Source organism: Shewanella sp. NIFS-20-20 (genome assembly GCF_019209865.1).
Classification (GTDB): Bacteria; Pseudomonadota; Gammaproteobacteria; order Enterobacterales; family Shewanellaceae; genus Shewanella.
The window spans coordinates 20130-46819 of the sequence record NZ_JAHUTT010000019.1 but is presented as its reverse complement, the minus strand read 5'-3'; the positions used below and the strand labels follow the sequence as shown (position 1 = coordinate 46819).

The following is a 26690-nucleotide window of genomic DNA, read 5'->3' as shown; positions in this document are numbered from 1 at the left end:
CTAGGCGCCTAGTTAAATTACCGTTATTCTTAAGTACGTTTTGTTAATGGAGAGTCAGGATGACACTGATACTGAGAGCTGCCGCATTATTCGTGGTGATATTATTTTCAAGCCATGCTTCAGCCAATGACAGCTACCAAGCTGCATTGGCGAAATTTAAGCAAGCTGGCGAAACTCACTCATTTTTTGCCTCTGCTTATGGCTATGCCTTATTTCCTACGGTAGGCAAAGGGGGATTCGGGATTGGCGCCGCTTATGGCGAAGGCAAGGTGTTTGCCAATGGCCAAGCGACGGGGAGTACTAGCTTAAGCCAGGTGTCTATTGGGTTTCAGCTGGGTGGGCAAGCCTACAGCGAAATCATCTTTTTTGAAAATCGTCAGGCATATGACACCTTTACCAGCGGCAGTTTTGAATTTGGTGCCCAAGCCTCAGCGGTGGCACTGAATGTTGGCGTCAATGCACAAGCGGGGACGACCGGCACCAGTGCACAAGCAGGCTCGGCGGCCTCGGCCCAATATATTAACGGCATGACAGTATTCACTTTAGCCAAAGGTGGCTTAATGTACGAAGCGGCATTAGCCGGTCAAGCGTTTAGCTTCACCCCTTACTAACTCTGACATTCCGATGAGCTTGGCCCCTCATGTCATGGGGGAAGCCAAGCTCATTGATAGGTTATTGATGACCCCAAGGCGTGGGCGGGAGCGCCACGGACTCACTTAAATCGAATTCAACGTAAAAATCGCGATTTTCTCGGGTTAAACGATAGCTAAAGCTATTGTCATCTATACCCATATGCCAAACATTGGTCACCGATTGACTCAAGCCATTGTCGGTAAAATTGGCAATGGAAAAAGCATCGACCGGAAATGACTGCAACTTAGCACTGCCAGCTGTCAGCGTATCACCTCCATACATAGTCACCTTATCGGAATGGCCATCTTGATGACGGTGATCATGCTTTAGCTGCAGACCCGTGGCCGTTTTGGTGATCACCCAAGTGCGCGAATGATCATCACCCACATGAAACGGTATTTTTATTTGATGCTCGGAACATTCGCGTACGTGCATGACCAAGGGCTTGTTAGCAAAGCTGCTATCCGCCTCATTGCCATTGACCACAGTGCCTGCATACGCTTTGCCACAGTGCTGTTGAATCGCATCAAAGAAGGCCTCTTGCTCTGGTGCCATCGCATTGGCGAGCATGGGCAAGGATAAGCCGCTAACTAACACGGCATATAGCGGGAGGTTCGATGTCATTATGATTATTACCTCAGGTGTAGGGAGGTAATAATCTACCACAAGCCGGCAATAAACACCGACATTGTCTTCACATCACAGCAGTCATCATGGTGTTAAAACATCAACCAAACCAAGCTTGTAATCGTGCTGATGTCTGCTGTTTAACCTCATCGTCTATGTACATGGACACCATGCCAATGGCGGCGGCTAACGCCCCTAAATCATCGGTAAAGCCCATCATTGGTGTTAAATCTGGGATCGCATCTATCGGCATAATAAAATAACCAAGCGCACCAAAAATGACGGCTTTAGCCCACTTGGGGGTATCCGGTCGCTGCGCCGCGTAATACAGCCATAACGCCTTCTCAACGACCTCTAGTCCAGCTTGGCGCGCATAGTTTGTTAATTTCTGCCAAAAACCGTGCTCGCTGTATTCGCTTTCGCTCATCATTACCTCTGATCGACCAATCTCAATACCGTTGCCGGAGATTATTGCCCTTTTCTCGGTTTATTACCGCCGGCAATTGACTTACCAAAAATCGGTTTAGGGCCCCGAGCACCAGATGGACGTTTGTCGGGGGTTGGTACCTTAGCGGGTTTTTTAGGTGCCGCTGGTCGCTCACGCTCCGACGGTGACTTAGCCGTGTTGTGCTTGGTCGGCTTCGGCGACGCTTTACGTCGATCATGCTGCTTATCACTGAAGCGGGTGGCAGCCTGCTGGCCTTTCGCCGCCGGCATATTACCCCAGTTTTTACCTTCATGACGACCTTCAGGTGGCACTAAGCACTGCGGGCCGGTGCCGATTAAATACGCCTTGCCCATGGCTTGCAATGCCTCACGAATGAGTGGCCAACCAGCCGCGTCATGATAGCGCAAGAACGCCTTGTGCAAGCGGCGTTGACGGCCTTTTTTCGGTACGGCGACTTGCTCGCTGCCATGCTTAACATTTTTTAACGAATTTAATTCCGTGTGATAAATCGTGGTGGCATTGGCCATCGGTGATGGGTAAAAGTTTTGCACCTGATCCAATTTGAAACGACGCTCTTTAAGCCACAATGCCAAGTTAACCATGTCTTCATCGGTCGTGCCAGGATGCGCCGAAATAAAGTAAGGGATCAAATACTGCTGTTTGCCGGCCTCTTTAGAGAACTTATCAAACAGCTCTTTAAACTTGTCATAGGTGCCCATCCCAGGCTTCATCATCTTAGATAATGGTCCGTGCTCGGTATGCTCTGGCGCGATTTTTAAATAACCGCCCACATGGTATTTGGCCAACTCTTTAACATAGCGAGGGTCTTCAATGGCGAGATCATAGCGCACGCCTGAGGCAATCAAGACTTTCTTGATGCCCGGCACATCGCGGGCGGCACGATATAAATCGATGGTGTGCTGATGATCTGTGTCTAAATGACCACAAATAGCAGGGTAGACACACGACAATCGGCGGCAGGTCTTTTCGGCCTTTTCGCTTTTACAGCCCAACCGATACATATTGGCCGTGGGGCCGCCAAGATCGGAGATCACCCCAGTAAATCCAGGCACCTTGTCACGAATGTCGTTTATTTCTTTGATGATTGACGCCTGCGAGCGACTCTGAATAATTCGGCCTTCATGCTCAGTGATCGAACAGAAAGAGCAGCCACCAAAACAACCGCGCATAATGTTGATTGACGTCTTAATCATGTCATAGGCAGGGATCTTGTCATTGCCATAGGCTGGATGCGGAATGCGCTGATAAGGCAAATCAAATACCGCATCCATCTCATCGGTATTTAATGGCCATGCCGGCGGATTGACCCACACCGCCCGATCACCATGAGGTTGCAATAAGGCGCGGGCACAGCCGGGATTCTGCTCTTGGTGTAAAATCCTCGATGCATGGGCATATAAATATTTATCGCCACTCACCTTCTCGTATGCAGGCAGCAGCACATAGGTTTTTTCCCAAGGCTTAGGTTTCGGTGGCTGCACGCTGATTGGTTTAGGGGCGTCATTGTCAAAAATCTTCGCCTCACTTGGGCCGGAGAGATTTTGACAACCGACATCATCCGCACCATAAGGATTAGGGATGGGATCGATCTTATGCAGCTGGTCAAGCTTACGAGAATCCATGCCGCGCCATTCGGCCAACGCTTGCTTAACAATTATGGCGGTTCCGCGCACATCGTTTAGCTCCGCCACTGGTGTACCGGCAGCCAACCGATGGGCGACCTCAACCAAGGGGCGCTCTGCATTGCCATAAATCAATAAATCAGCCTTGGCATCAAAAATCACGCTTCGCCTGACTTTATCAGACCAATAGTCATAGTGAGCAATACGGCGCAAACTGGCTTCGATGCCACCAATCACCACCGGCACGTCTTTAAAGGCTTCTTTACAGCGTTGGGTGTACACAGTAACCGCGCGATCGGGGCGCTTGCCTCCAAGATTACCTGGGGTGTAAGCGTCATCATGGCGTAATTTACGATCCGCGGTATAACGATTGATCATCGAGTCCATATTGCCCGCAGTGACGCCAAAGAATAAATTCGGCTTACCCAGACGCATAAAGTCATCTTTGCTCGACCAATCTGGCTGGGCAATAATGCCTACCCTAAAACCTTGGGCCTCGAGCATCCGGCCAATCACGGCCATCCCAAAGCTGGGGTGATCGACGTAGGCATCCCCCGTCACCAAGATCACATCGCAACTATCCCACCCTAACTTATCCATCTCGCGACGAGACATGGGCAAAAATGGCGCAACACCATAACATTCAGCCCAAAATTTAGGATATGAAAACAAGCTGGATTCAACATGCATAGTGACTGGTTAACCTTCATCATTAAACTTTACAGGAGACACAACCTAGTTTGCTGCAATGGCATCACCGACTAGGCCTCCGAAATGGCGCGCAGTATAGCAGGCAAGCAGGCAATGGGGCGACTAATAAAGCAGCGATGCCTCCGCAGATGCGCCAACGATAAGATTCATGCTAACGCAAACTTTAGGTATTGCCATAAATTGAGCAAACATAAGGCAGTGATGACCAGCCAAGTCAGTAACACCCCATAAAATCGGCCCGGATGATAACCTCCTTGCCCCAGCGTCAATCCCAGCGCATGCAATAATCTCGCGACCATCCAGACAAGCCCTATCACATACAAGGCGGCCGCAGAGCCCTGATTGATTTCAGCGCAAGCGAGTAAGATCAGAAAAATAGGTGCATTTTCGAGTAGATTTTCATGCACTCGCCGAGCCAATGCTAATTGAGCATTGCCGCCAGACCCTATGCCAATCTTTTGCGAACGCCGAACCCTGACGACTCGGTAGGTCAATATCAAGATAAATAATCCGGTGAACGCGCCAAACAGCCCGGTAATTAGTAACATTTACTCCACCTATATAAATATTTCAAAATAATCAATCACAATACAAACAAAAGCGTTAACAATTCAAGGCATTCACGCTAAAATTTCCCCGCCATTTCGATAACGTATAACTACCCCCTATGGAACCGATTGAGTTCGCTCTAAAACGCCGTTTTATCATTAAATTAGGCAAAGCGTTGCACCAATATGGTACGCCCGCCTACCGTTTAGAAACACATTTGCGCCGCGTGTCGGCTCACTTGGGGTTAGATGGCTATTTTTTAATTACCCCCACCACCATGACCTTTGTGCTTAATCATGGCGATGACCAAGAATATAATCACATGGCGCGGGTTAAGCCTGGCGATCTTGATCTTGGCTCATTAGCTCGCTGTGATGATTTAGTCGACGAAGTGCTCGACGGTAGCCGGGATCTCGGCGAGGCCAATGAACGCTTAACTGAGATTATTGATAAACCCTCGGCTTACAATACCTTGGTTACTGGGATGGCTTTTACTTTAACGCCCGCGGCATTTTCTATGCTGATTGCCAGTGGTTGGCACGATGTTTTATGGTCATGCCCTTTGGGGATGATGGTATTTATCTTGGTGAAGTTAGCCGAAAAATCTCCTAGGCTGGCTGAAATGCTCGAGCCTTTAGCGGCCATCATTTGTGCCTTTAGTGCCACCGCAATCGCCTTTATTGATCCCTTAGTCAATATTCCTGTGTTGATCCTATCAGGTATTATCGTATTCGTGCCGGGGCTGGCATTAACCTTAGGCTTGGCCGAACTGGCTGCCAGAGATTTGATTTCTGGCACCGCCCGCATCATGGATGCCTTGATGTTGCTCTGTAAACTTTACTTTGGCGGTTTACTCGGCATCATGCTGGCTCAAGCGATATTTGGCACCCCCACCACCATCATGTCAGAACCTTTACCGCGCTGGGCATTATGGAGTGCAGTACCTTTTCTTTCTTGTTTGTTAGTGGTGCTATTTAAAGCCAGGCCTAAAGATGCTCCCTGGGGGATCAGCGCTGGGATCATCGCCTTCGTTTTTGCCATGCTCGGCGGGATCTATCTCGGGGAATCTATCGGTATTTTTGTGGGTGCGTTGGCCGTGGGAATTTATGCCAACCTCTACAGTCGCTGGATGCACGCCCCCGCCACCATCGCATTATTACAAGGGATAGTTATCTTGGTGCCCGGAAGTAAGACCTATTTAGGGTTAAGCTCCTTAGTGTCTGGCCAAGTGGTACTCAATCAGGCCCATATTGGTTCTCAGGTTTTTTTAATTTTTATGTCGCTGATTGCTGGTCTAATTTTTGCCAATGTAGCCGTGCCGCCGCGATCGACGTTATAAGCGCTGAGTTAGATAAGTTGGCATAACGGCAGTCTCAAGCGGCTGAAAAATATTTATAATATATATCCGGCCATAAACTTGACGTCCTCGCAGATTGCGTATGTTATTAGAATGTAATATACGCCTGCATGGAGCTCATCGGTGCCAAAATTTTACGTTACGTTAGTCATCATATTGTTCGCACCGACTGCCATCGCGGCAGAGAATGATCTATGCCTGCCAACAACCAACAAGGCCCCGCCCACCGCACCTATCACGGTGGGCCAGATAACCATCGAAGCCAATGACATTTTTGATGAAAGCTTAGATGACAGCTTTTTCATTCACCGCTGGGCAAATGCACTGCATATCAATACCAAAGAGCAAGTGATCATCAACCAGCTTAGCCTTGAAGAAGGCCAGCAGGTCACCCCAGAGCAAATTGCCGAAGCCGAACGCTTACTGCGCGCCGAACCTTACATTCGAGAAGCAAAAATCACCGCTATTGAACCCAGTCAACAAGAGCGTGACTGTGCCGAGCAACCACTGCTGGTGCAAACTTGGGATAACTGGTCACTATTGCCCACCTTTAGTGCGAGTCGCACTGGCGGTGAAAACAAATTTGCCATTGGTCTTAAAGAGGACAACTTGTTGGGGTTAGGGGTCCGCACTCGCGTTAAATATCAGTCAGATCAAGAGCGAACTGGTTATAAATTCGCATTTAGCATGCCGATTAACTGGATACCACATGCCACTCTAGCCATGGATTTTTACGATAATAGCGATGGCCAAGTCAGCCATGTCCTTTTTACTAAGCCTTTTTATACCTTAGACGGTGACTCCAGTTATCAACTGGAATATCTCGATGACGTTAGCACCGATACCCTCGAACAAAATGGCGAAGACATCAACGAATTTCGGCATGATATTCAATTTTATAGTGGCCAATATGGTTGGTTACATGCGTTCGATCAACAGCGCAGTCAACGCATCATTGCTGGGGTGACCTCTGATCAGCATCAGTTTTATTTCAGCCCAGTTTACCCCAATGGCCCCTTGCCCGAAGATCGTGATTTTCTCTACCCGTGGTTAGCGTGGGAGTCGGTGCAAAATCAGTTTAAAGTATTCAACAATATCCATCTCATCAATCACAGCGAAGACATTAACTTAGGCTTCTATCACTATTGGCAATTAGGATTGGAAACCCGAGATCGGCGCAGCTCAGCGCCGGGGTATCATCTTCAAGGGTTTAGCAGTGTCGGCTTTGAGCAAGATGATCACTTATTATTCGCTCAGTTCGAAGCGAAAGCCGTCCTCAACACCGCGATTACTGATTATTACTGGGCTCAAGTCAGCGCAGAATATTTTTATACCATTAATCCCAAGTGGAGCACCTATAACAAATTACGCCTTAGCACGAGCCGCAACCTGCCGCTAGATATGCCGAGCGCACTCGGTGATGACACCGGCTTGCGCGGTTATTCCAATGATTACCAATACGGCGATCAACAATGGTTGCTGACCTCAGAGATTAGGCATTATCCCAATATCAATCTTTTTCAGTTGGCCGAACTCGGCTGGGCGGCCTTTGCCGACATAGGCCAAGCGTTCGGTGGCAATGACGCTAACAATGCTGTTACAGGCCCCATTGGCAGCGTTGGCATTGGCGCCCGCCTATTTTCTTCGCGCTCGAGCTATGGTCATGTCGCTCATATTGATCTATCAGTGCCGATCACCACTGGGCCCAATATTGATAGCTGGGAATGGCGCTTTCAAGTAAGAAATCGCTTCTAGGCGGGTGACTTATAACGCATTAGAAACAACAAAGCCTCACATTGCTGTGAGGCTTTATTGTTGAATGAGGTGAGTTGGCCGATAAGCCGGGTCCTGTCTTGGACAGTCATTCATCTAGGCCGTTAATCGCTCAACGGCTCAAGCAATCTACCCGGTTCCAACGCGAGCCACGCATTAACTTACCTAAGTAAGCAGTGGAACCCTATTTGATCTTGCTCCGGGTGGAGTTTACCATGCCACGAACTGTTGCCAGCCGCGCGGTGCGCTCTTACCGCACCCTTTCACCCTTACCGACCTGATAAATCAGGCAGGCGGTCTGCTCTCTGTTGCACTGGTCGTCGGCTCACGCCGCCCAGGCGTTACCTGGCACCCTGCTCTATGGAGCCCGGACTTTCCTCCCCGTTCTTACGAACGCAGCGACTGTCTGGCCAACTCGGCGGCGATTATAGCCTATGCCTTCGCCCCCTCCAACCCTTATTCGTTGTCGTTAGGACAAAAGCCGAACAACTGCTTATAAACCCGCCTCTAAACCGTATTTATACAGGGCGTTTTTCTTAACATTGTGAATTTGTGCGGCCAGCGCTGCAGCCTTTTTCAACGGCAGTTCGGTGCAAAGTAAGCGTAAGGTTGCCAATACTGGGGCAGCAATCGCCTCCTCATCGTCTTGAATGAAACCATGGCACATGAGCACAATTTCACCCTTCTGTTGATTAGGATCGCTTTGTACTTTCGCCAGCACCTCTGCTGCCGAGCCACACAGAAAAGTTTCAAAGGTTTTGGTGACTTCACGTGCCATCACAATTTGCCTATCGGCCCCGAGTACCTGCACTATCGCCTCGAGGCTATATTCGATGCGATGAGGCGACTCGTAGAAAATCAAAGTGCGAGGATCTTCCATTAGCCCGGTCAGTTTATCGATACGCGACTTTTCTTTCGACGGTAAAAAACCTTCAAAACTAAAGCGATCTGACGGCAAACCCGAGGCGCTGAGTGCGGTAATCGCCGCGCAAGGCCCTGGCAACGGCACCACATCAAATCCCGCCTCACGCACCTGGGTGACTAAGTGATAGCCAGGATCAGAGATCAGTGGGGTGCCCGCATCTGAGATCAAGGCAATACGCTTACCTTGACCAAGCAGTTCAGCAATATATTGCGCGCGAGCTCGCTCATTATGATCATGCAACGCCATGGTTTTGGTGCTAATCCCAAAATGGCTTAATAACTTGCCACTGTGGCGGGTATCTTCACAGGCAATCAAATCCACCTGATGCAACACCTCTTGGGCACGCTGACTCATGTCGGCAAGATTACCTATCGGGGTTGGCACTATATACAGTGCCAAATTAAGTGACGATTCCACATTGGCCGCTAGGGTCATATTTACCTCAGAAATCAAACTGCCAGACCCCAATATTCATCCAATACTTTCGCAGGGCCAGAGACAAGGTTAAACTAAAGCCAGCATCTTACCATGAGTAACGCCAAGTGTTGAAAAGCCTAAATCGTTCACAACTTATTTGTCTGACAGTGTTTGCCTTAACATTAGGCGGCTGTGCGACCCAAACACCCGCGCCGAAAGCGCCAGAAACTCAAGTGTCACTGGCCAACGCCAACGAGTCAGCGCAGGACTATTTAGCACAAGCGCAATTGGCCACCACCGCAGACAGCAAACAACGACTGCTGCTGTTGGCGAGCCAAGCTTATCTTAAGCAAGGGGATTATTTATCCGCTGACCACATCCTAAGTTCTTTAGCTAGTTCGCTGGCCCCCACTCAAGAATTGCAAGCCCAGTATCGTTACTTACAAGCGTGGTCGCTGCAACAACAAGGGCAAGATAGAGCCGCCCTCGAATTATTAAATTACCCCAGCCAATGGCAACTGGCTAACTGGCAACTCGCCAATCGTTGGCAATTACAAGCCAGTATCTTGGGCTCACTGTCTGAATACTATCAGCAAGCGAAGGCGTTAAACGAGCTCAGTCGCTATGTGCCGAAAAACGCCAGTTTAGCGGTTCAAAACCATCTGTGGCGCGTATTACAAACCTTGCCCGAAGAGACCCTGAGCCACTACCAATCGAGTCAAGATCCCCGCTTTGCCGGCTGGCTACAACTGGCATATATCGCGAAACATTTTGCGGTGGATCCTAGTCAATTAGTACGCTATCTCGGCCAATGGCAGCGTCAAAATCCGATGCATCCCGCCGCGAAGAGCTTGCCTCAAGACTTACAAAACGCGCTCAATACGCAGCCCTACAGCCCAACCAATATTGCGGTATTACTGCCATTGTCGGGTAAGTTTGCCGCCTTAGCCGATCCGATCAAACAAGGCATCATTGATGCGTATCTGGCGGAGCCTGAACAAGGGGTTAGCGTCAACTTTTTTGACACGGCCAACAGTGCGACCGAGGCCTACCAGCAAGCCTTGGCTGCTGGAGCCGAATTTATTATTGGGCCGCTGTTGCCCAGTGCCGTGACTGAAGTCAACCAACTGCCGCATACCGTGCCGCAGTTGTACCTTAATCAAGTTGAGCAAAAGGTGACGGGTCAAGATCAGTATTTCTTTGCCCTATCACCTACCGAAGAGGCTCAAGATGGCGCCAATCGCCTCTACCAAGATGGCATTCGTCATCCATTACTGTTAGTCAGTGACGACGCCACCAGCCGTCGTATGGCTACCAGCTTTGCTGAGCGTTGGCAGCAACTCGGCGACGAGGCGGCTGAAATCCATTATTATCAGGCCGGCGACAAGATGAAATTAGCGGTACAACAAGCCTTAGGGGTCAAAGATAGCCAAGAGCGCATTACCCGGATGAAGGAATTATTGGGGACTCAGGTCGAAGCAGACTTTCGTTCACGCCAAGATGTAGATGCTATTTATATGATTTCAGGGCCCAATGACTTGAGCTTGCTAAAGCCATTTATCGACGTAAACGTCAGTGTATTTAGCACTCCAGCGCCCTTATATACCAGCAGCCGTAGCCGTCTCGAAGGTGATCGCAATGCAATTGAATTTAATAATTTAACTGTCAGCGATATTCCATGGTTGATTTCGCCGACGGCAGAAACCCAAGCAATTGGCAGCGTGTTCCCAAGATGGCAAAATAGTCAAAAACGTTTGTTTGCTATGGGGTATGATTCCCTCTCGTTAGTGAATAAATTGGCGCAGTTACGTGCCTTTCAGGGATATCAGTACCAAGGCCTGACGGGCAAGTTAGCCGTACAAGCTAATGGGGATATTATTCGGCACTTGAGTTGGGGTAAATACCAACGCGGTAGTTTAAAGCCACTATGACACTCAGTGGCGCCGACGCCGAACAACTCGCTTGCCAGTATTTACAGGCTCGCGGCCTAGTGCATGTGGCAAGCAATGTGCGCTACCCCTTTGGTGAGCTTGATCTCGTGATGAGAGACAATGACTATTGGGTGTTTGTCGAGGTAAAATACCGAACTCACCAAGGATTCGGTGGGGCAATGGCGGCGGTTAGCCCCCAAAAAATTCAACGTTTGCGTCGAGCGGCAAGTCATTATTTGCAACTCCACCAAATTGATGCACCTTGTCGTTGCGATGTATTAGCAATCGACAACCAAGAGTTCCAGTGGTTAAAGGATGCCTTTTAGCCACCAAGATCGGCAATTGGTAGACAATGTCTACTTGAGATCATCCAGAATGAGTAAGGTTTAGTTGATGTTAGAACGTATCAAAGGCAGTTTTACCGAGTCCATCCAAACCAAAATTGACGCGGCAGAAGCCCTGCCAGAATCAATCGCTATGGCCGCGGAAATGATGGTGCATTGCCTGCTAGGTGGCAATAAGATTCTGGCGTGTGGCAATGGCGGCAGTGCGGGTGATGCTCAGCATTTTTCGGCTGAATTACTGAATCGCTATGAAATTGAGCGTCCACCGCTACCCGCGATTGCCCTGTCAACGGACACCTCCACCATCACCGCCATTGCTAACGACTATAGCTATGATGAGATTTTCTCGAAGCAAATTTTAGCCTTAGGTCAACCAGGCGATATTTTGCTTGCGATTTCCACCAGTGGTAATTCAAGCAATGTGATTAAGGCCATGGAAGCTGCATTAAGCCGCGACATGACCATAGTGGCATTAACCGGCAAAGATGGCGGCGCCATGGCAGGCTTACTGGGTGGTGGCGATGTTGAAATTCGAGTGCCATCTAATGTCACCGCACGTATTCAAGAAGTGCACTTATTGGTGATCCATTGCTTATGTGACAACATTGACCAAACCCTGTTCCCTCAGGATGAGCAAGCATGAAAAGGCTAGTGCCTTTGTTGTTAATCGTCCCTCTCCTCTCCGGCTGCGCCGGAGTGGTGATGGTCGGTGCAGTAGGCGGGGCTGTTGCTATCAACGACGAGCGCAGCCTTCGTACCCAACTTGATGATACCAATGCCGATTTTGAAATCGCTAGTGCCTTGGCCAAACAACAAGATGTCCACAACCAAACCAATATTTCTGGGGTTGTGATCAATGGCAACACCCTACTCATTGGTCAAGCGCCCAACACCATGCTGCGCGACAAGGCGGTCCATACGGTCAAAGAGCTTAAGCTCGGAGGCAAACTGCATAACCAGATCCGCATCGGTAATCCCACCTCGTTCACCACCCGCAGTAATGACACTTGGATCACCACCAAGGTCAAAGGACGCATGCTCAACGCGCAAGGGCTAGATACCAGTAAAATTAAAGTTGTCACCGAAAATGGCGAAGTCTATTTGCTGGGATTAGTCACCAAAGATCAGGCCAATATCGCCGTCGACGTCGCCCGTAATACCGCCGGTGTGCGTAAGGTGATTAAAGTTTTTGAGTATCTGGAGTAACCCCTAGCTGAGCCGATTTTAGCCGGCGCAATTTTTTCAATTGTGGCAACAGCAATGACGGCAATACCACCAACGCCGCACCTAACCATGCCAGGTTATCGAGCCATTCATCAAACAACAGCCAACCGAAGAATACGATAAATAATAAGCCCGAGTATTCAGCAATAGCAATTTCTCCGGCCTGCGCCTGCCGATAAGCCAACACACAGAACCAGTGATAAACCAATAAGCACACATTACTCGCGACGGCCACCATCAATAACGACCAACTCAGCCCTTCAATGCCCTGCACAACAGCCATCAACAACACCAAAGGTAAGGCCAATAAGTTATACAACATCAGCGGAACAATGGGGTGATCATTAAACGACATTTTGCGCAAAGTCAGCTGGCAAATCGCAAAGGTAAAGGCGCTAAATAATACCGCAATGCCGGCCCACGCCATGGCGCCGGGCTTTAGAATCAACACGACTCCTATCATGCCCAACAAGGCGCATCCCCACTGACCTAAGGTCACTCGCTCTTTTAAGAACACATAGCCAAGAACCATGATCATCAAGGGAGCAGTGTAAAACAGCGCGCTCACACTTGCTAAGGGCAGCGCCATAATACCAATCACTAACCCCAATGCACCAACGGCGCCTATGTTAGCGCGCCACCAGTGGATACCCCATTGCTGGGGTTGCGGCTTGCCGACCCATAACCAAAATGGCATTAAGATAAATATCGAAGTGATTTGCCTCACCAGTAAAAACGTGGTGGCGTTAGTGTCGCTCGGTAACCACTTAATACTGACATCATATAAGGCGCTAAACAGGTTGCCGGCGATTAAGAGTAATAGCCCCAGTACCACTTTGTTGTTCATGATTGACACTCAATTTTAGTATTGGCGCCATGATAGCCATTGAATATCATCACTAAAAATGATGTTTTTTGCCATTACATGAGCTAGATTCATACAAGGTATTAATTAGATGAATATACTATAAGTAAACTCCCACCACTCCGTGCCCTGCAGGTATTTGAAGCGGCGGCAAGAGTTCATGCATTGGTTTGATTGGATGAAAATATTGTGAGAAAACTCCCACCACTCCGTGCCCTGCAAGTATTTGAAGCGGCGGCAAGGTTGCAGCATTTTTCGCAAGCGGGGGTTGAGCTGTGTATTAGTCAAAGCGCGGTATCCCATCAAATTCGCATGTTAGAACAATATTTTGGTAACCATTTATTCGATCGCAGTCGGCGCCAGCTCACCCTCACCCCTAAAGGTGAGCAATTAGCCAAAGGGTTGGAGCGTGAATTTAATGAATTATCGAATCTTTGCCAGCAAGCGAAAGGCTCGCCCAATCAAGAATTGATCTTGGTGATCTACAGCTCTTTTGCCGTGAAATGGTTGATCCCGCGTCTGGCTGATTTCAACCGCCATTACCCCGAGGTGAAATTACGCTTGGAGATGGTCAGTCAAGATCCTGAGCTCTCGATCCTCAATGCCGATATGTTGATCACCGGCCAAAAAGCGCCCAGAGGCTATCATCAGGAGTGTTTACTCCAAGAGCGCCTCATTGCCGTCTGCAGCCCCCGCTACGCGCAACAGCATGCGCCGATGAGCTTAGCGGACTTCCATGCATATATGTTGTTAATTGTAGATGAGGGCGAGTGGGGATTAGATTGGCCCCGCTGGTGCCAGCATAATCAGATACCCTTCGATGACACCACCACCCACCAAGTTGTCAGCCACGTGTTGCTGGCGATTGAAGCGGCGATTGCCGGTTTAGGCGTCGCGTTAGCCTCTGACTTTATGGTGGAGCAAGATATTGAGCAAGGCCGGTTGATCGCCTTACCTTGGCCCGATATTCATACTGGGTTTGAGTTTTTGTTTAGTTGTCGCCGTCAACGACTTAGCGATCCGGGGATCGATAATCTGCGCACTTGGTTACACCAGCAACTGGCTCAAGCCCCAATAAAAATGCCGGCATAAGCCGGCAAGATACTCAGAGGTGATATTACACCAATAACCCAATCTTCTCAGACACATCTTTAAGGGTCTTGGCGGCACGAATTTGTGCACGCTCAGCCCCATCTTGCATGACAGAATTAAGATAGGCTTCGTCGTTACGGAACTCACGGAAGCGTTGCTGCAACGGCTCCAACATGGCCACCACAGCTTCACCGGTCGCCACTTTAAGGTGACCATACATTTGACCTTCAAACTGAGCTTCTAGGCTAGCAATCGACTCACCCGTCACCCCAGACATTAAGCTCAATAAGTTAGACACACCGGCTTTATTCTCTAAGTCATAGCGAACGACTGGCGGCTCATCACCATCGGTCATCGCCTTTTTAATCTTCTTCATCACCACTTTTGGATCTTCCAGCAAGCCAATCACATTATTGCGGTTATCGTCAGATTTAGACATTTTCTTCAGTGGATCTTGCAGCGACATCACCTTAGCACCATGCTCAGGAATAAACGGCTCCGGTACAGTGAAGGTGTCGCCATATACATTATTAAATCGATTAGCAATGTCGCGGGTCAATTCTAAATGTTGCTTCTGATCTTGGCCGACTGGGATTTCATTTGCTTGGTACAATAAAATGTCGGCCGCCATCAACACTGGGTATCCAAACAGGCCGACGTTAATGTTGTTGGCGTGCTTTTGCGACTTATCTTTAAACTGCGTCATCCGACTCAATTCACCCATTTGGGTAAAACAATTTAAGATCCAGCCTAGCTGTGCGTGTTGCGGCACCTGTGACTGCATAAACACAGTGCTCTTTTTAGGATCGACACCACAGGCCAAATACAAGGCTAAGGTGTCGAGGCACGCTTGACGCAACTTAGCGGCTTCTTGACGTACTGTAATGGCATGTAAATCAACTACGCAATACAGGCACTCATGGCTATCTTGCATGGCGACCCACTGACGAAGTGCGCCCATGTAGTTACCTATGGTCAATTCACCTGACGGTTGGGCACCGCTTAGTACTATGGGTTTAGTCATTGAAACATCGCTCCGCTATTGATTAAGCCTGGGGAAACCAGGTCAATATCTCTGAAAATTGATCATATACGGCATCAGGGCCGTAAAGCCCAATATCTTCACCGTAGTTGTAGCCGTAGGTCAAGCCGATTGAGCGAACATTCGCGGCTTTTGCCGCGAGAATGTCATTTTTTGAATCACCGACCATGATTAATTGCTCAGGCATTAACCGCCACTCACTCAGCAAGTGATTTAATGGCAAGGGATCCGGTTTCATCGCCGCGAGCGAGTCGCCGCCTAGCACCATTTCAAACAGCTCGGTTAAACCAAAACTCGCCAGTAATGGCACACTAAAGCGATGGGGTTTGTTGGTGATCACCGCTAATCGGTAACCCTGCGCCTTTAACCGTGTTAGCACGGATAACACCTCAGGATACAACTGACTCTTGCTGTGCAAGTTAGCTTGGTAATGTTGCATAAACACTGGCATAGCCACCGCTAACTCATCTGCAGTTACCGAGCGCGATAAACCATGGGTCATGGCTCGACGCATCAGCATTTGCGCGCCATTGCCTACCCATGAACGCACTTGCACTTGATCACAGCTCTCCCACCCAAGCTGCACAAGCGTCGCTTGGGTGGCCGCACATAAGTCCGGCACGCTATCGACTAGGGTGCCATCGAGATCAAACGCGATGGCCTTAATATCCTGATGGTTGATCATGATTAGGCTACCGTCGCCAACTGCTGACGCATCTCATCGATCACTGTCTTATAGTTAGGTTGGCTAAAGATAGCCGAGCCCGCCACAAACATGTCGGCTCCTGCAGCGGCAATCTCAGCAATATTGTCGGTCTTAACCCCACCATCCACTTCAAGACGAATATCAAAGCCACTGGCATCAATACGTGCCCGCACTTGGCGCAGCTTATCAAGCGTGCTCGGAATAAAGGATTGACCACCAAAGCCTGGATTGACCGACATCAACAAAATCACATCGAGCTTATCCATCACATGATCGAGATAATGCAGCGGCGTCGCAGGATTAAACACCAAGCCCGCTTTACAGCCACTTTCTTTAATTAATTGCAGCGTGCGATCTACGTGCTCTGACGCTTCCGGATGAAAGGTGATAATCGACGCACCGGCCTTAGCAAAATCAGGGACAATACGATCAACAGGCTTAACCATCAAATGGACATCAATATCAGCCGTAATACCATACTCACGCAGAGCTTGGCAGACCATAGGACCAATCGTTAAGTTAGGCACATAATGGTTATCCATCACATCAAAGTGAACCACATCGGCACCGGCGGCCAATACCGCGGCAACATCATCCCCCAAACGGGCAAAGTCGGCGGATAAAATCGAAGGAGCAATCAAGAAAGGGCGCATATTATTATCTCGGAAATCGTCGGGTAACAAAAACGCTATTCTACCGCTCTCGGCCACCATAATTCCAACGCTATGGGTGAAAATTGCGCGCCGAGATGTTAATTAAACATCACTTAAGAGTTTAATTTTTAGACTGACTTGCTATAATCCGTTTACGTTTTGAACAAGTACCAAGGATTGCGCCCGATGTTTAGAGTGTATTTAGCGTCAACCATTGCAATATCAGTATTGGTGTTACTCAACCTAACGGCCCGAGAGCCGCAGGCGAGTGCTTGTGAAAATCTCAGTACCCACATTGATACCAGCTTACCCACTAGCCATCCATTAAATCGCTGCGCCATCGCCGCGCAACAAGTCAGTTGGAGCCAATGGTTTAGTGGTAATAGCCGTTCAATGCAATTTCATTTTATCGACTTACTCGAACTGATTGCTCAATCGACCCCGAAGAGCGACGACGAAAAATTCCAACCTAGCCCGCAATCGTGAACAAGCATGTTCAAGCCTTTATGAGTGCAGCCGCCGCATTTTTAGGGGTGCAGTCTGAGCAGCAGCGCCAACGAGATTTTTCTGAACAATCCCCCCTGCCCTTTATCATCGCAGGAGTAGTATTAGCCGTTATATTTGTCGCCAGCCTAATGGCCATTGTGAGCTTAGTACTCAGTCGTTAGGCAGGCTTAGCAAACTCTCATTGATATCGAATTCACCATGATAGGTATCATCATACAAGGCCATTAACTCATCAACCTTAGTGCGACTCGCCCCCTTTTGACTGATATTGCGCTGGACCTGAATTTTGCCCATTCTAGCGCCATGATACAGTTCGCGGGTTAAGGCGATATCATGATTACTAATCAATACAGGGATGCCCCGAGCAATGGCGGTGTGGCGTGAAAAACGAGCCAACAAGGCTTGATCATCGAGACTAAATCCAGCGCCAACATAGGTGGTGAAACTGGAGGTGGTCGAAAGCGGCGCATAGGGAGGATCGCAATAGATCACATCGCCGGCTTTAGCCAAACTAAAAGCCTGCTGGTAACTGATGCACTTAAACTCGGCGCGCTGCGCTTTTTCTGAAAAAGCACGCAGTTCAGCTTCGGGGAAATAAGGCTTTTTATATGAACCAAAGGGAACATTAAATCCGCCCTTACGGTTATAACGACACAAGCCATTAAAACCATGACGATTGAGATACAAGAACAAGACTGAGCGCTCAAAGCTATCTTGGCTGGCATTAAAGGCTAAGCGCTGCTGATAATAGGCGTCTTTTTGATTCATCTCAGGTACAAACAACGCCTTGCTGGCCTTGATGTATTCTTGCGGATGCTGCTTCACTATCTGATACAGATTGATCAGATCTTGGTTAATATCGCACAGCAGGTAGCTCTCATAATCAGTATTTAAAAACACAGATCCTGCGCCCACAAAAGGCTCTACCAAGCGTTTACCTGCTGGCAGATATTGACTGAGGGTGTCGACTAACTTGTATTTACCCCCGGCCCATTTTAAGAAGGCACGCTGTTTCTGTTTCATTGAGCTACGGATACTAAAAAATGAAGTTGTCGATTGTACTCTGTTTATTGAGAAATTTCATCGCCCGTTAGTGCCTTAACTGACATCGACTGCAGTTTTTGCCAAGGGCGAACCCATGGCTTAGCGATGCCGTATTGACTCACCAACATCTCACCAAAACTTGCCGCTTGCTCTGCGGTAGTAAATTGACCTAATAACAAGATCAACCATTGGCCATCGGTGGCAATATAAGCCACCTCAGCGGTGTTCAGTCGCCGTAAAATGCTCTCGGCCGATGTCGATTGCTTGAGACTCGCTAGCTGCAAGGTATAACCCTGCTCAGGGATCACCTTGGGAGTCACGACTACATCTTGCGGTGTGGGCGTTGTTGACGGCGGCGTCGCGGCTACCTCGCTTGCAACCGCTGCCACGGTTGATGCTGGCAGCTCGGATGGTGCTTTGGATGGCGCGGCATCGGCACTGTCGCTACTCTCTGCGCTATCAGCACTGAGTACCATGGGCGTCTGAGCGGGGTTTGCCATCACCAGTAACTGTGATTCAGAGGGCGCAGGTATTGCTATGGTTGAACGCGAGCTCTGCGCAAAATGATCGGCCAACATCTGCTTGGCATAAGCGGATAGACGAGTGAGTTGTTGCTCACTGTGTACAAAGGTCGTCACAGGCAACATTAGCTTGGGGGTTTGTTGTTGTAGTAACACATAGCCCATCACAATCGCCAGGGATAGACTGACCGCCACTAAGAGTAGCACCCCCTGCGCAAGGGAGAATCTTGGCTTGGGTTTGGGCATAAACTGGCTATTGAGCCATGCTACCACCTCCGCGGGGAGCCCAGCTTGGGCTGCGAGCGCTGACTGCACTTGTTGGCGAGAAACCTTTGGTAGCTCATCACAGCGGCAACAAAGCATATGATATAACGCCACCCGCTCTTCTTGGCTGAGCGCGGGAATATCAATCGACAAAAATTGCTGTTGTTGTTCAGCGGTCAATTGCGACAACATATGGCGGACAAAACTGGGTTGGCAAGTGAGGCTAAACGCCAACTGCAACTTCGGCACTTGCAATTGCGATAACACCATGAGTTCAGCCCACAGCGCCGGACTCAAATTATCGGCATCATCAATCAGCAAGTGAAAACGTTGGCTGCTGCTCAGTCGTAGTCGGCCTAAGGTGTGAACCAAGGATTGCTCATCATCAAAAATACTGTCACCGCAGATTTGCACTAAGATTTTACGACGAATTTCTTGCAAGCTGGCATGTTTAGGGCAAGACAACCACACTAGGTGCGCGGTTTGCTGCTCCGCCAAGGCGGTGAGAAGTTGAGTTTTGCCGGCACCATCAGCGCCACAGATCAAATGCAGTTGCTGATTAAAGCTAGCCAGATGTTGCAGTCTCTGCAACAGAGACTCTTGAGAAGGCAGTAATGACGATGCAAATGGGTCCACAGATCACCTTAAATTAGCGGCGATTAATGACCTCAGCCAGCAAGGTGTCATCCACCCCAGTTACTAATTTAGCGCTACCTATATCTGTCGGGAGCACTAAGCGTAACGCGCCAGCCAATACCTTCTTATCTCGTCGCATATGTTTGATAAAACTGTCAAAATTCATTGACTCTGGCGCACTGACTGGCAAATCAAAACGGGCCAATAACTGGCAAATTCGCCAAACCTTTGACTCATCGAGCAAACCAAGCGCCTGTGAGGTTTTTGCAGCAAGTACTGTGCCAGCTGCGACAGCTTCACCGTGTAACCAGTTACCGTAGCCCATTTCGGATTCGATGGCATGACCAAAGGTATGGCCAAGATTCAAGAGGGCGCGTACCCCATGCTCGGTCTCATCTTGAGTGACGACTTGGGCCTTGATTGCACAACAGGTCTTAATGGTCGTGATTAATACTTGGGGATCTAACGCCAGCAACGGCTCGACATGTTGTTCGAGATAATCGAAAAACTCACTATCCCAAATAATGCCATATTTAATCACTTCAGCCATGCCGGCCGCAAATTCGCGGCGAGGTAAAGAATGCAAGCAATCGATATCGATAATAACTTGTTTTGGTTGATAAAATGCACCAATCATATTTTTGCCTAAGGCATGATTAACTGCAGTTTTACCACCGACAGAAGAGTCGACTTGGGATAATAGCGTGGTAGGAATTTGAATAAAATCGACGCCCCGTTGGTAACATGCGGCCGCAAAACCCGTCATATCACCGACCACCCCACCACCTAGGGCAACAAAAACACAATCTCGACCTAAGGGTTGTTCTAATGCGCTAGAAAAAATCCCTTCGAGTTGGCTTAAGGTTTTGAATACTTCGCCATCGGGCAAAATATGAGAATAAATGGCACCACTCACTCCTTGCAAAGCCAGTTCAAGCCTTGCAAGGAAAAGTGGTGCTATGGTGTCATTAGTGACAATAAGAATGGATTTGTTTTGTAGGTAGTGAGATAAAATCCCACTATCACTCAACAATTTCTGGCCGATATAAATTGGATAACTGCGTTTACCTAATTCGACCTGAAGTTGTTGCATATCCCACTTAAAACCCTAATTGTTCAATAATTTGATTCGCAACCACTTTAGCGCTTTGTTCATCGGTTTTAACGATGACGTCAGCAATTTCTTCATATAAAGGGTTACGGATTTCTGCCAGTTCTTCGAGAACTTGTCTTGGGTCATCTACTTGCAGTAGTGGACGACGCTTATCACGTTGAGTGCGAGCGACTTGCTTGTCAATTGTGGTTTCTAAATACACCACAATACCGCGGGCTGACAGAAAATTCCGGATATCTTTGCTCTGAACAGATCCACCGCCCGTAGCTAAAACAATACCTTGCATTTCAGTCAGGTCAGCAACGACCTGAGCCTCGCGTTGACGGAAACCTTCTTCACCTTCAACATCAAATACCCATGCGATATCAGCACCTGTGCGCTTCTCAATCTCGTGGTCTGAATCATGGAATTCCAAGTGCAGCATTTGCGCCAGATGACGACCTATGGTGCTCTTACCTGCGCCCATAGGGCCTACCAGAAAAATATTACGTTTTTCAGCCATTTCTTCTACGTCTGAATCTGATGAAAAGTGTGCCTACACCAGCTAACAGGGTTAACCGGCCTTGAATTGTTACCTTGCTCTTATGAGACTTGACCAAGGATTATCTCAGCTTAGGGCCTGTAAACGCAAGTCATTGCTGATCGAATAATCAGGAAACGGCGAGTTATTACATCAATAAACCGGAAATATATTGTGAGGAAAGCTAAGAGTGACGGCGGCCTAAGCCTTGTCACCCTTGATGTTTATATTTTCTCTGTGACAATTTTTGGAGTCACAAATATTAATAATTCTTGACGTTCATTTTGATCGGTCGAATTACGGAACATCAAGCCAAGATAAGGAATATCCCCCAGCAAAGGTACCTTACTTACACGATTTATCAGGTTTTGTTGATAAATCCCACCTAAGACGATGGTTTCACCATTGTCGACCAATACCTGAGTGCCAATCCGCTGGGTATCAATCGCAACCGCAGGACCGGTAGGGGTATCAACGGTTTTGCCTTGTGAATCTTGGGTGATCTCTAAATCCAAGATCACGCGGTTATCCGGGGTGATTTGAGGGGTCACCCTAAGCGACAGTACCGCCTTCTTAAAGGTCACAGACGTGGCACCACTGGACGTCGACTGCACGTAAGGGATTTCTACCCCTTGTTCAATATACGCCGCCTTTTGGTTTGAGGTCATTAGGCGCGGGCTGGCAATAATCTCACCCTTGTTTTCTTGCTCTAACGCGCTGAGCTCGAGGTCAAGAATAGTGCCATCAGCCAGCTTGGCAATATGGAAAGCAATGCTCGCAGGGTTCGACGTCGCCGCAGGTAAGTTAAGGTTGAGGCGATTATCTATCGAAGGCACAATGCCATTAACGATATCCTGAGCCCCTTCTAAGCTGCCCGACGTGCCTTTATCTCCTTGCTTATCAGAAATCCCCCAGCGAATACCCAAGTCTTCGGTGACGTTATCTTTGACTGTGACCATTCGCGATTCAATCAGTACTTGGCGAATTGGAATATCTAAGATTTCGACCATCCGGGCAATATTTGCTAATGACTCAGAAGTGTCTTTGACCAACAAAGTATTGGTGCGCTCATCGACCGCAACGCTGCCTCGATTGGTGAGCAGGCTAGAGTCACTGCCTTTAAGCAATTGGGCAATATCCGCCGCCTTAGCGTAGTTGATTTGCAAGTACTCGGAATATAACGGTGCTAATTCTTCGACTTCTTGCTTATTTTTCAAGTTTTGCGATTCACGGATAGCCAGCTCTTCCGCTGGGGCAACCATCAGAATGTTGCCTTCAATACGTTTATCGAGTCCCTTGGTTTTGAGGATAAGATCCAAGGCTTGATCCCACGGCACATCATCCAGACGCAAGGTAATATCACCGTCGACCGTATCACTGGTTACCAAGTTAAAGTTGTTATAATCGGCAATAATTTGCAGCACGGTACGTACCGGTATGCTCTGGAAATCTAACGATAAATTTTTGCCTTTATATTCTTTCTTTTTTTCAATCGAAGTCACGCGATCGACTTTATTAATATCCACAACAAACATATTGCCTTTTTGGCTATGGTTAAAGGCATAGTTGCCCTTAACATCCACCAAGACTCGCGTGGTTAAATCATCGCTAAATGTTTCAAAACTGGTGACTGGGGTAGCAAAGTCTTGCACGTCCATGACATACAAGGAATCGGTTGGGATCTTGGTATTAAAAAACTTAAGTTCAATTTTGGCGCCCACCTGCTCAATATCGGCAGCGATGGCGTCATTCTCAAAATACACAACTAACTGACCGCCGCCTTTAGGGTTGCGACGAAAATCGAGATTTTTAACGCCATTGATATATTGCGCAGTGCCGGGGGAGGCTGTCTGACTTTTATTATCGTTAATGGTGAGTTTATAACGATTACCTAAGGTTTCACCTTGATAGGGCAAAATACTCTTCATCAACAATTTTACTTGGAGATCTTCTGCCAGTTGTTGCGTCTCTAACGCTTCTACACCAAATTTATCAATATTAAGCGTTGGGCTTGATAGGCCGGAATTAGCATCAGCGAAACTTAATACTAACGCGGCGGGATCCTTGCCTATGGCTAATTGGGGCGCTTGAATGATCGGCTCACTAAATACCAGCTCCATCGCCAATTCTTGCCCTGCTAAGCCATGGTATTTGACATCGATTAATTGGTTGGCTGCAAAGGCCATTGGCATGGCACCTAACCACAATCCCAACCCTAAGATGACTCGACTATCACGCTTTAACAAGCGTGCGAGAGTGACAACTGCATCCATTATATATTTATCCTTCCCAGGTTACTCTCCGGTCAGTTCCATGTTGCTAGTACGTACAGTCCAGCAACCGGCACCATCCGGGATTAATTCTAATATTTCCACATTCAAAGGCGTGATAGAGGCAATCTTGCCGTGGAATAACCCTAAATACTCACCGACACCCATGCGATATACATTATTATCGTTCGTCTGAATTAACGCCCAAACCGTGTCATTGTCCTTAAGACTGCCACGCATTTTAAGGTTATCCAGTGCATAGGTTTCTAAGCGACCTTTACGCCGCTTTAAATCCGGTTGTAAACAATCTTTTGAAACATCGATAACCTCTTCCGTGAGTTCTCTCGAAGGAGGGACAAACGGGCTACGCATTAACTCGGCTTGGTAATCAAAATGTTCAAATATCGGTGGCTCTTTTAACGGCGGAATATGAGCCACATGCTGAGCTTTGGTGGTTGTCACAAAAGACTCTAAATCGCTCCTATCACCAGAACACGCCACCAAACCAACACCAAGCAATCCAATGACTATAGGCTTCATGGTTTACCTCCGGACGATTTATTAGCAGGTAACTCCGAACCTTCTTTAAATCGATACGTCTTAGCTTGAATATTCATCTCAAGCTCACCAGAGGCTTCTTTGGTTATCGTAAAGTCATGCAAACTGACAATGCGGGGTAATTTAGCAACCCCAGCGACCATTTTGCCGATCTGATGATAATCACCACGGACCGACATATTGATCGGGAATTCTAAATAAAAGTCCCGCTCGATTTCACTTTGCCAATCTAAACTATTAATCCGCAGGCCAGCATCGGTAGCCACAAAGGTTAAGTCGTCCAGCAGGCCCGGCATTTCATTCTTTGATGGCAACATTCTCAACAACTCTGAGAATTGCTCCTCCATCACCACCAATTGCTCGCGGTACAATTTTAGATTAGCGGCTAATCGATATTTATTTTTAAAATCGTCTCGCAGTTCTTGCTCTTGTTTTTGGACCCGATTAAGATTATCTATCGCATCGGAAATAAAGAAAAAATAACTTCCTATAAAAACTATTATGGCAAGCAATACCGCAAATACCACTTTTACTTGAAATGGCCAGCCGCCGACATTGTCAAAATCAAGATCGTTAAATTGATTAGTGTCGAACTTCATTTGCTCACCTCCTGACTTGCATTGGCGCTCAAGGCTGGAGATTGCTGTTCAGGACGAACAGTAATATTAAGGTTAAAGCGTTGTAATTGCCGCAACGCTTCATTTTGCGACACGATAGACTGCATATTGGGTTCGTGTAACCAAGGCGACGTTTCTGCTTTACGCATCATATTAGCAACGTTGTTATTAGACTCGCTGCGGCCTTCTATCCATACCATACTGCCTTTTTTATCTATGCTAGAGAGATATATTCCCGGCGGGGTTATTCGCACTAACTCGTCGAGCACATGAGTCGGCAAATTACGTGAAGCTTGTAACCCTAGAATAATTTCGGTTCGTCGTTCGATGTCTTTTTTACGCTCGGTAATTTTTCTGATTTCAGCAATTTGCTTCTCAAGCAGGTTAATTTCTGAAGTTAAATAGGCATTGCGTGCTTGCTGCTCCGCGTGCATCGAATCAATCACCATCAACGATAAATACACGAGGAGCCCTGATACCAAGAAGACTAACGCCAACACACCAAGATAATCACGCTTTTGTTTTTCTCGAGCCTCTTCGCGCCAAGGCAATAAATTTATGTTCGCCATTGCCCATAACTCCTTAAAGCCAAGCCACAAGCAACCATGTATTTATTTATCTGTGGTTGAAGTTTGGCTTTTATTCCGTCATCAGCATACAAGCACCCCTGGAATGGATCGGCCAATAAGCACAGCACGCCGAATTCAGCGGTGAGCAGATTTGTCATGCCTTCTAGGCTCGCCGTCCCGCCACACAGCACAATATAATCCACTTTATCGCGACCGCTAGAAGTACAATATATTTGTAAGGTACGTTTTATTTGCTGTAATAATTGAGTTTGAAATGGAGATAACACTTCAAACATATAATTACGAGGCAGCTCACCTTGTAATTTAGCTTGCTCTGCCTCATCGTAGTTCATGCCGTAAAATGACAAGATAGACTGGGTAAACTGTTCACCACCAAAAGCTTGCTCACGGATAAAGGTAGTTTCGCCATTTTCGATGACCGCAAAGGTAGTGATATTGGCACCAATATCAATCAAGGCAATTGTTTTATTTTTGGCCCCATCCGGCAACTGCCCCAGAATTAATTCATGGGCGCGACCTAAGGCATAGCCTTCAACGTCAACAACTTTGGCTTCCAATCCCACCATATCTAATGCATCAACCCTGCCATCAATGTTTTCGGTACGACAGGCAGTCAGCAGTACGTTGACTTTTGAGTGGTCAACACTATTGGTGTTAAGCTTTTCGAAGTCGATGCTGACTTCATCGAGGGAATAGGGAATTAGATTTTCGGCTTCAATTTCAATTTGAGCCTCCATTTCTTCTTCACTCAATGACGCATCCATGTAAATCACTTTGGTCATCACCGCAGAACCAGACACCGCCACCGCGACGTACTTAATCCCTTTGGGCAATGCTTGTTTTATTTGTCGTAAACAGTCGGTGACAGCTTCAGTATCGCGAATATCATGATCATTGACCGCGCCCTTTTTAATAGGCACGGACATGTGACGGGTGACGGCATAGCCATCAGGAGTCTTTCCGAGTAATATCGCCTTAACTTCATAAGACCCAATGTCGATCCCGACCATTTGGGGAGCCTGGCGCTTCCACAGTTTTGAAAGCATAGTTCCTTGCCATTTTTTTTATATTCAAAAGTAGGTTAGCATAATTCAAACATTTTATAAGCC

At 47.8% G+C, this 26690-nt stretch carries 28 protein-coding genes and 1 other RNA gene; 10 read left to right on the top strand and 19 right to left on the bottom strand.

Annotation, left to right across the window (positions count from 1 at the left end; genetic code table 11):
• Positions 1 to 59 precede the first annotated feature (59 nt).
• Positions 60 to 611, top strand: a complete 552-nt coding sequence (locus KU855_RS08245) for a YSC84-related protein (protein ID WP_218529819.1) — start codon at positions 60 to 62, stop codon at positions 609 to 611.
• A gap of 61 nt (positions 612 to 672) precedes the next feature.
• On the opposite strand, the gene KU855_RS08240 is transcribed toward KU855_RS08245, so the two are convergent.
• From KU855_RS08240 to KU855_RS08225, 4 genes are all read right to left on the bottom strand, one after another.
• Positions 673 to 1257 (bottom strand): hypothetical protein, encoded by a 585-nt coding sequence (locus tag KU855_RS08240; RefSeq protein WP_218529818.1) that lies wholly within the window; start codon positions 1255 to 1257, stop codon positions 673 to 675.
• A 103-nt stretch (positions 1258 to 1360) separates the two neighbouring features.
• A complete protein-coding gene (locus KU855_RS08235) occupies positions 1361 to 1687 on the bottom strand; it encodes a YkvA family protein (protein ID WP_218529834.1) in 327 nt (108 codons plus the stop codon).
• A 41-nt stretch (positions 1688 to 1728) separates the two neighbouring features.
• Positions 1729 to 4041 carry a YgiQ family radical SAM protein gene (locus KU855_RS08230; protein WP_218529817.1) on the bottom strand — a complete coding sequence of 771 codons (2313 nt, stop codon included), beginning with the start codon at positions 4039 to 4041 and terminating at the stop codon, positions 1729 to 1731.
• A 167-nt stretch (positions 4042 to 4208) separates the two neighbouring features.
• Positions 4209 to 4610, bottom strand: coding sequence for an MAPEG family protein (locus KU855_RS08225; protein WP_218529816.1), 402 nt, complete (start codon positions 4608 to 4610; stop codon positions 4209 to 4211).
• Between the two features lie 119 nt (positions 4611 to 4729).
• Here KU855_RS08225 and KU855_RS08220 point away from each other — a divergent pair, with 119 nt between their 5' ends.
• Both KU855_RS08220 and KU855_RS08215 read left to right on the top strand, forming a co-directional pair.
• Positions 4730 to 5950: a threonine/serine exporter ThrE family protein gene (locus KU855_RS08220; protein ID WP_218529815.1), complete on the top strand. Its 1221-nt coding sequence runs from the start codon at positions 4730 to 4732 to the stop codon at positions 5948 to 5950.
• Between the two features lie 141 nt (positions 5951 to 6091).
• The gene (locus tag KU855_RS08215) at positions 6092 to 7723 is read left to right on the top strand and encodes a hypothetical protein (protein WP_371316336.1); all 1632 of its coding nucleotides are present in this window, start codon (positions 6092 to 6094) and stop codon (positions 7721 to 7723) included.
• Between the two features lie 66 nt (positions 7724 to 7789).
• On the opposite strand, the gene rnpB is transcribed toward KU855_RS08215, so the two are convergent.
• Together rnpB and rsmI are read right to left on the bottom strand one after the other, a co-directional pair.
• Positions 7790 to 8159: RNase P RNA component class A (gene rnpB / locus KU855_RS08210), an RNA gene on the bottom strand.
• A gap of 75 nt (positions 8160 to 8234) precedes the next feature.
• The gene (gene rsmI, locus KU855_RS08205; protein ID WP_218529814.1) at positions 8235 to 9101 is read right to left on the bottom strand and encodes a 16S rRNA (cytidine(1402)-2'-O)-methyltransferase; all 867 of its coding nucleotides are present in this window, start codon (positions 9099 to 9101) and stop codon (positions 8235 to 8237) included.
• A gap of 107 nt (positions 9102 to 9208) precedes the next feature.
• Here rsmI and KU855_RS08200 point away from each other — a divergent pair, with 107 nt between their 5' ends.
• The 4 genes from KU855_RS08200 to KU855_RS08185 all read left to right on the top strand — a co-directional run bounded on the left by KU855_RS08200 (position 9209) and on the right by KU855_RS08185 (position 12564).
• Positions 9209 to 11014 carry a penicillin-binding protein activator gene (locus tag KU855_RS08200; protein WP_218529813.1) on the top strand — a complete coding sequence of 602 codons (1806 nt, stop codon included), beginning with the start codon at positions 9209 to 9211 and terminating at the stop codon, positions 11012 to 11014.
• A complete protein-coding gene (locus tag KU855_RS08195; RefSeq protein WP_218529812.1) occupies positions 11011 to 11340 on the top strand; it encodes a YraN family protein in 330 nt (109 codons plus the stop codon). Before KU855_RS08200 ends, KU855_RS08195 begins: the two co-directional genes overlap by 4 nt.
• A gap of 67 nt (positions 11341 to 11407) precedes the next feature.
• Complete coding sequence (locus tag KU855_RS08190; protein ID WP_218529811.1) at positions 11408 to 12001, top strand: phosphoheptose isomerase; 594 nt, start codon at positions 11408 to 11410, stop codon at positions 11999 to 12001.
• Positions 11998 to 12564 carry a BON domain-containing protein gene (locus KU855_RS08185; RefSeq protein ID WP_218529810.1) on the top strand — a complete coding sequence of 189 codons (567 nt, stop codon included), beginning with the start codon at positions 11998 to 12000 and terminating at the stop codon, positions 12562 to 12564. Before KU855_RS08190 ends, KU855_RS08185 begins: the two co-directional genes overlap by 4 nt.
• Here KU855_RS08185 and KU855_RS08180 read toward each other — a convergent pair.
• Positions 12539 to 13429, bottom strand: coding sequence for a DMT family transporter (locus tag KU855_RS08180; protein WP_218529809.1), 891 nt, complete (start codon positions 13427 to 13429; stop codon positions 12539 to 12541). The two genes, KU855_RS08185 and KU855_RS08180, sit on opposite strands and share 26 nt — an antisense overlap.
• A gap of 207 nt (positions 13430 to 13636) precedes the next feature.
• Between KU855_RS08180 and KU855_RS08175 the strand changes: the two genes are divergently transcribed.
• Positions 13637 to 14539: a LysR substrate-binding domain-containing protein gene (locus KU855_RS08175; RefSeq protein WP_218529808.1), complete on the top strand. Its 903-nt coding sequence runs from the start codon at positions 13637 to 13639 to the stop codon at positions 14537 to 14539.
• Positions 14540 to 14564: 25 nt separating this feature from the next.
• On the opposite strand, the gene trpS is transcribed toward KU855_RS08175, so the two are convergent.
• Genes trpS through rpe form a run of 3 tightly spaced genes read right to left on the bottom strand, consistent with a single transcriptional unit; the run spans position 14565 to position 16940 of the window.
• Complete coding sequence (gene trpS / locus KU855_RS08170; RefSeq protein ID WP_218529807.1) at positions 14565 to 15563, bottom strand: tryptophan--tRNA ligase; 999 nt, start codon at positions 15561 to 15563, stop codon at positions 14565 to 14567.
• 22 nt (positions 15564 to 15585) lie between these two features.
• Positions 15586 to 16266 carry a phosphoglycolate phosphatase gene (locus tag KU855_RS08165; protein WP_218529806.1) on the bottom strand — a complete coding sequence of 227 codons (681 nt, stop codon included), beginning with the start codon at positions 16264 to 16266 and terminating at the stop codon, positions 15586 to 15588.
• A 2-nt stretch (positions 16267 to 16268) separates the two neighbouring features.
• On the bottom strand, positions 16269 to 16940 hold the full coding sequence (gene rpe, locus KU855_RS08160; protein ID WP_218529805.1) for a ribulose-phosphate 3-epimerase: 672 nt from the start codon (positions 16938 to 16940) through the stop codon (positions 16269 to 16271).
• Positions 16941 to 17126: 186 nt separating this feature from the next.
• Between rpe and KU855_RS08155 the strand changes: the two genes are divergently transcribed.
• A complete protein-coding gene (locus KU855_RS08155) occupies positions 17127 to 17426 on the top strand; it encodes a hypothetical protein (protein WP_218529804.1) in 300 nt (99 codons plus the stop codon).
• Positions 17423 to 17608, top strand: a complete 186-nt coding sequence (locus KU855_RS08150) for a DUF2970 domain-containing protein (RefSeq protein ID WP_371316335.1) — start codon at positions 17423 to 17425, stop codon at positions 17606 to 17608. The genes KU855_RS08155 and KU855_RS08150 overlap by 4 nt, the downstream gene beginning before the upstream one ends.
• On the opposite strand, the gene KU855_RS08145 is transcribed toward KU855_RS08150, so the two are convergent.
• The 9 genes from KU855_RS08145 to KU855_RS08105 form a co-directional block, all read right to left on the bottom strand.
• Positions 17598 to 18470, bottom strand: coding sequence for a Dam family site-specific DNA-(adenine-N6)-methyltransferase (locus tag KU855_RS08145; RefSeq protein WP_218529803.1), 873 nt, complete (start codon positions 18468 to 18470; stop codon positions 17598 to 17600). The two genes, KU855_RS08150 and KU855_RS08145, sit on opposite strands and share 11 nt — an antisense overlap.
• A gap of 44 nt (positions 18471 to 18514) precedes the next feature.
• The gene (locus KU855_RS08140; RefSeq protein WP_218529802.1) at positions 18515 to 19912 is read right to left on the bottom strand and encodes an AAA family ATPase; all 1398 of its coding nucleotides are present in this window, start codon (positions 19910 to 19912) and stop codon (positions 18515 to 18517) included.
• 13 nt (positions 19913 to 19925) lie between these two features.
• Entirely contained in the window at positions 19926 to 21005 is a 1080-nt protein-coding gene (gene aroB / locus KU855_RS08135; protein WP_218529801.1) for a 3-dehydroquinate synthase, read from the bottom strand.
• 7 nt (positions 21006 to 21012) lie between these two features.
• Entirely contained in the window at positions 21013 to 21528 is a 516-nt protein-coding gene (aroK, locus tag KU855_RS08130) for a shikimate kinase AroK (RefSeq protein WP_140930497.1), read from the bottom strand.
• 242 nt (positions 21529 to 21770) lie between these two features.
• Positions 21771 to 23819, bottom strand: coding sequence for a type IV pilus secretin PilQ (locus KU855_RS08125; protein ID WP_218529800.1), 2049 nt, complete (start codon positions 23817 to 23819; stop codon positions 21771 to 21773).
• Between the two features lie 21 nt (positions 23820 to 23840).
• Complete coding sequence (locus KU855_RS08120) at positions 23841 to 24356, bottom strand: pilus assembly protein PilP (RefSeq protein ID WP_218529799.1); 516 nt, start codon at positions 24354 to 24356, stop codon at positions 23841 to 23843.
• Positions 24353 to 24973 carry a type 4a pilus biogenesis protein PilO gene (locus KU855_RS08115; protein WP_218529798.1) on the bottom strand — a complete coding sequence of 207 codons (621 nt, stop codon included), beginning with the start codon at positions 24971 to 24973 and terminating at the stop codon, positions 24353 to 24355. Before KU855_RS08115 ends, KU855_RS08120 begins: the two co-directional genes overlap by 4 nt.
• Positions 24970 to 25560, bottom strand: coding sequence for a PilN domain-containing protein (locus KU855_RS08110; RefSeq protein WP_218529797.1), 591 nt, complete (start codon positions 25558 to 25560; stop codon positions 24970 to 24972). Before KU855_RS08110 ends, KU855_RS08115 begins: the two co-directional genes overlap by 4 nt.
• On the bottom strand, positions 25548 to 26627 hold the full coding sequence (locus KU855_RS08105; protein WP_218529796.1) for a pilus assembly protein PilM: 1080 nt from the start codon (positions 26625 to 26627) through the stop codon (positions 25548 to 25550). Before KU855_RS08105 ends, KU855_RS08110 begins: the two co-directional genes overlap by 13 nt.
• Between the last annotated feature and the right edge of the window lie 63 nt (positions 26628 to 26690).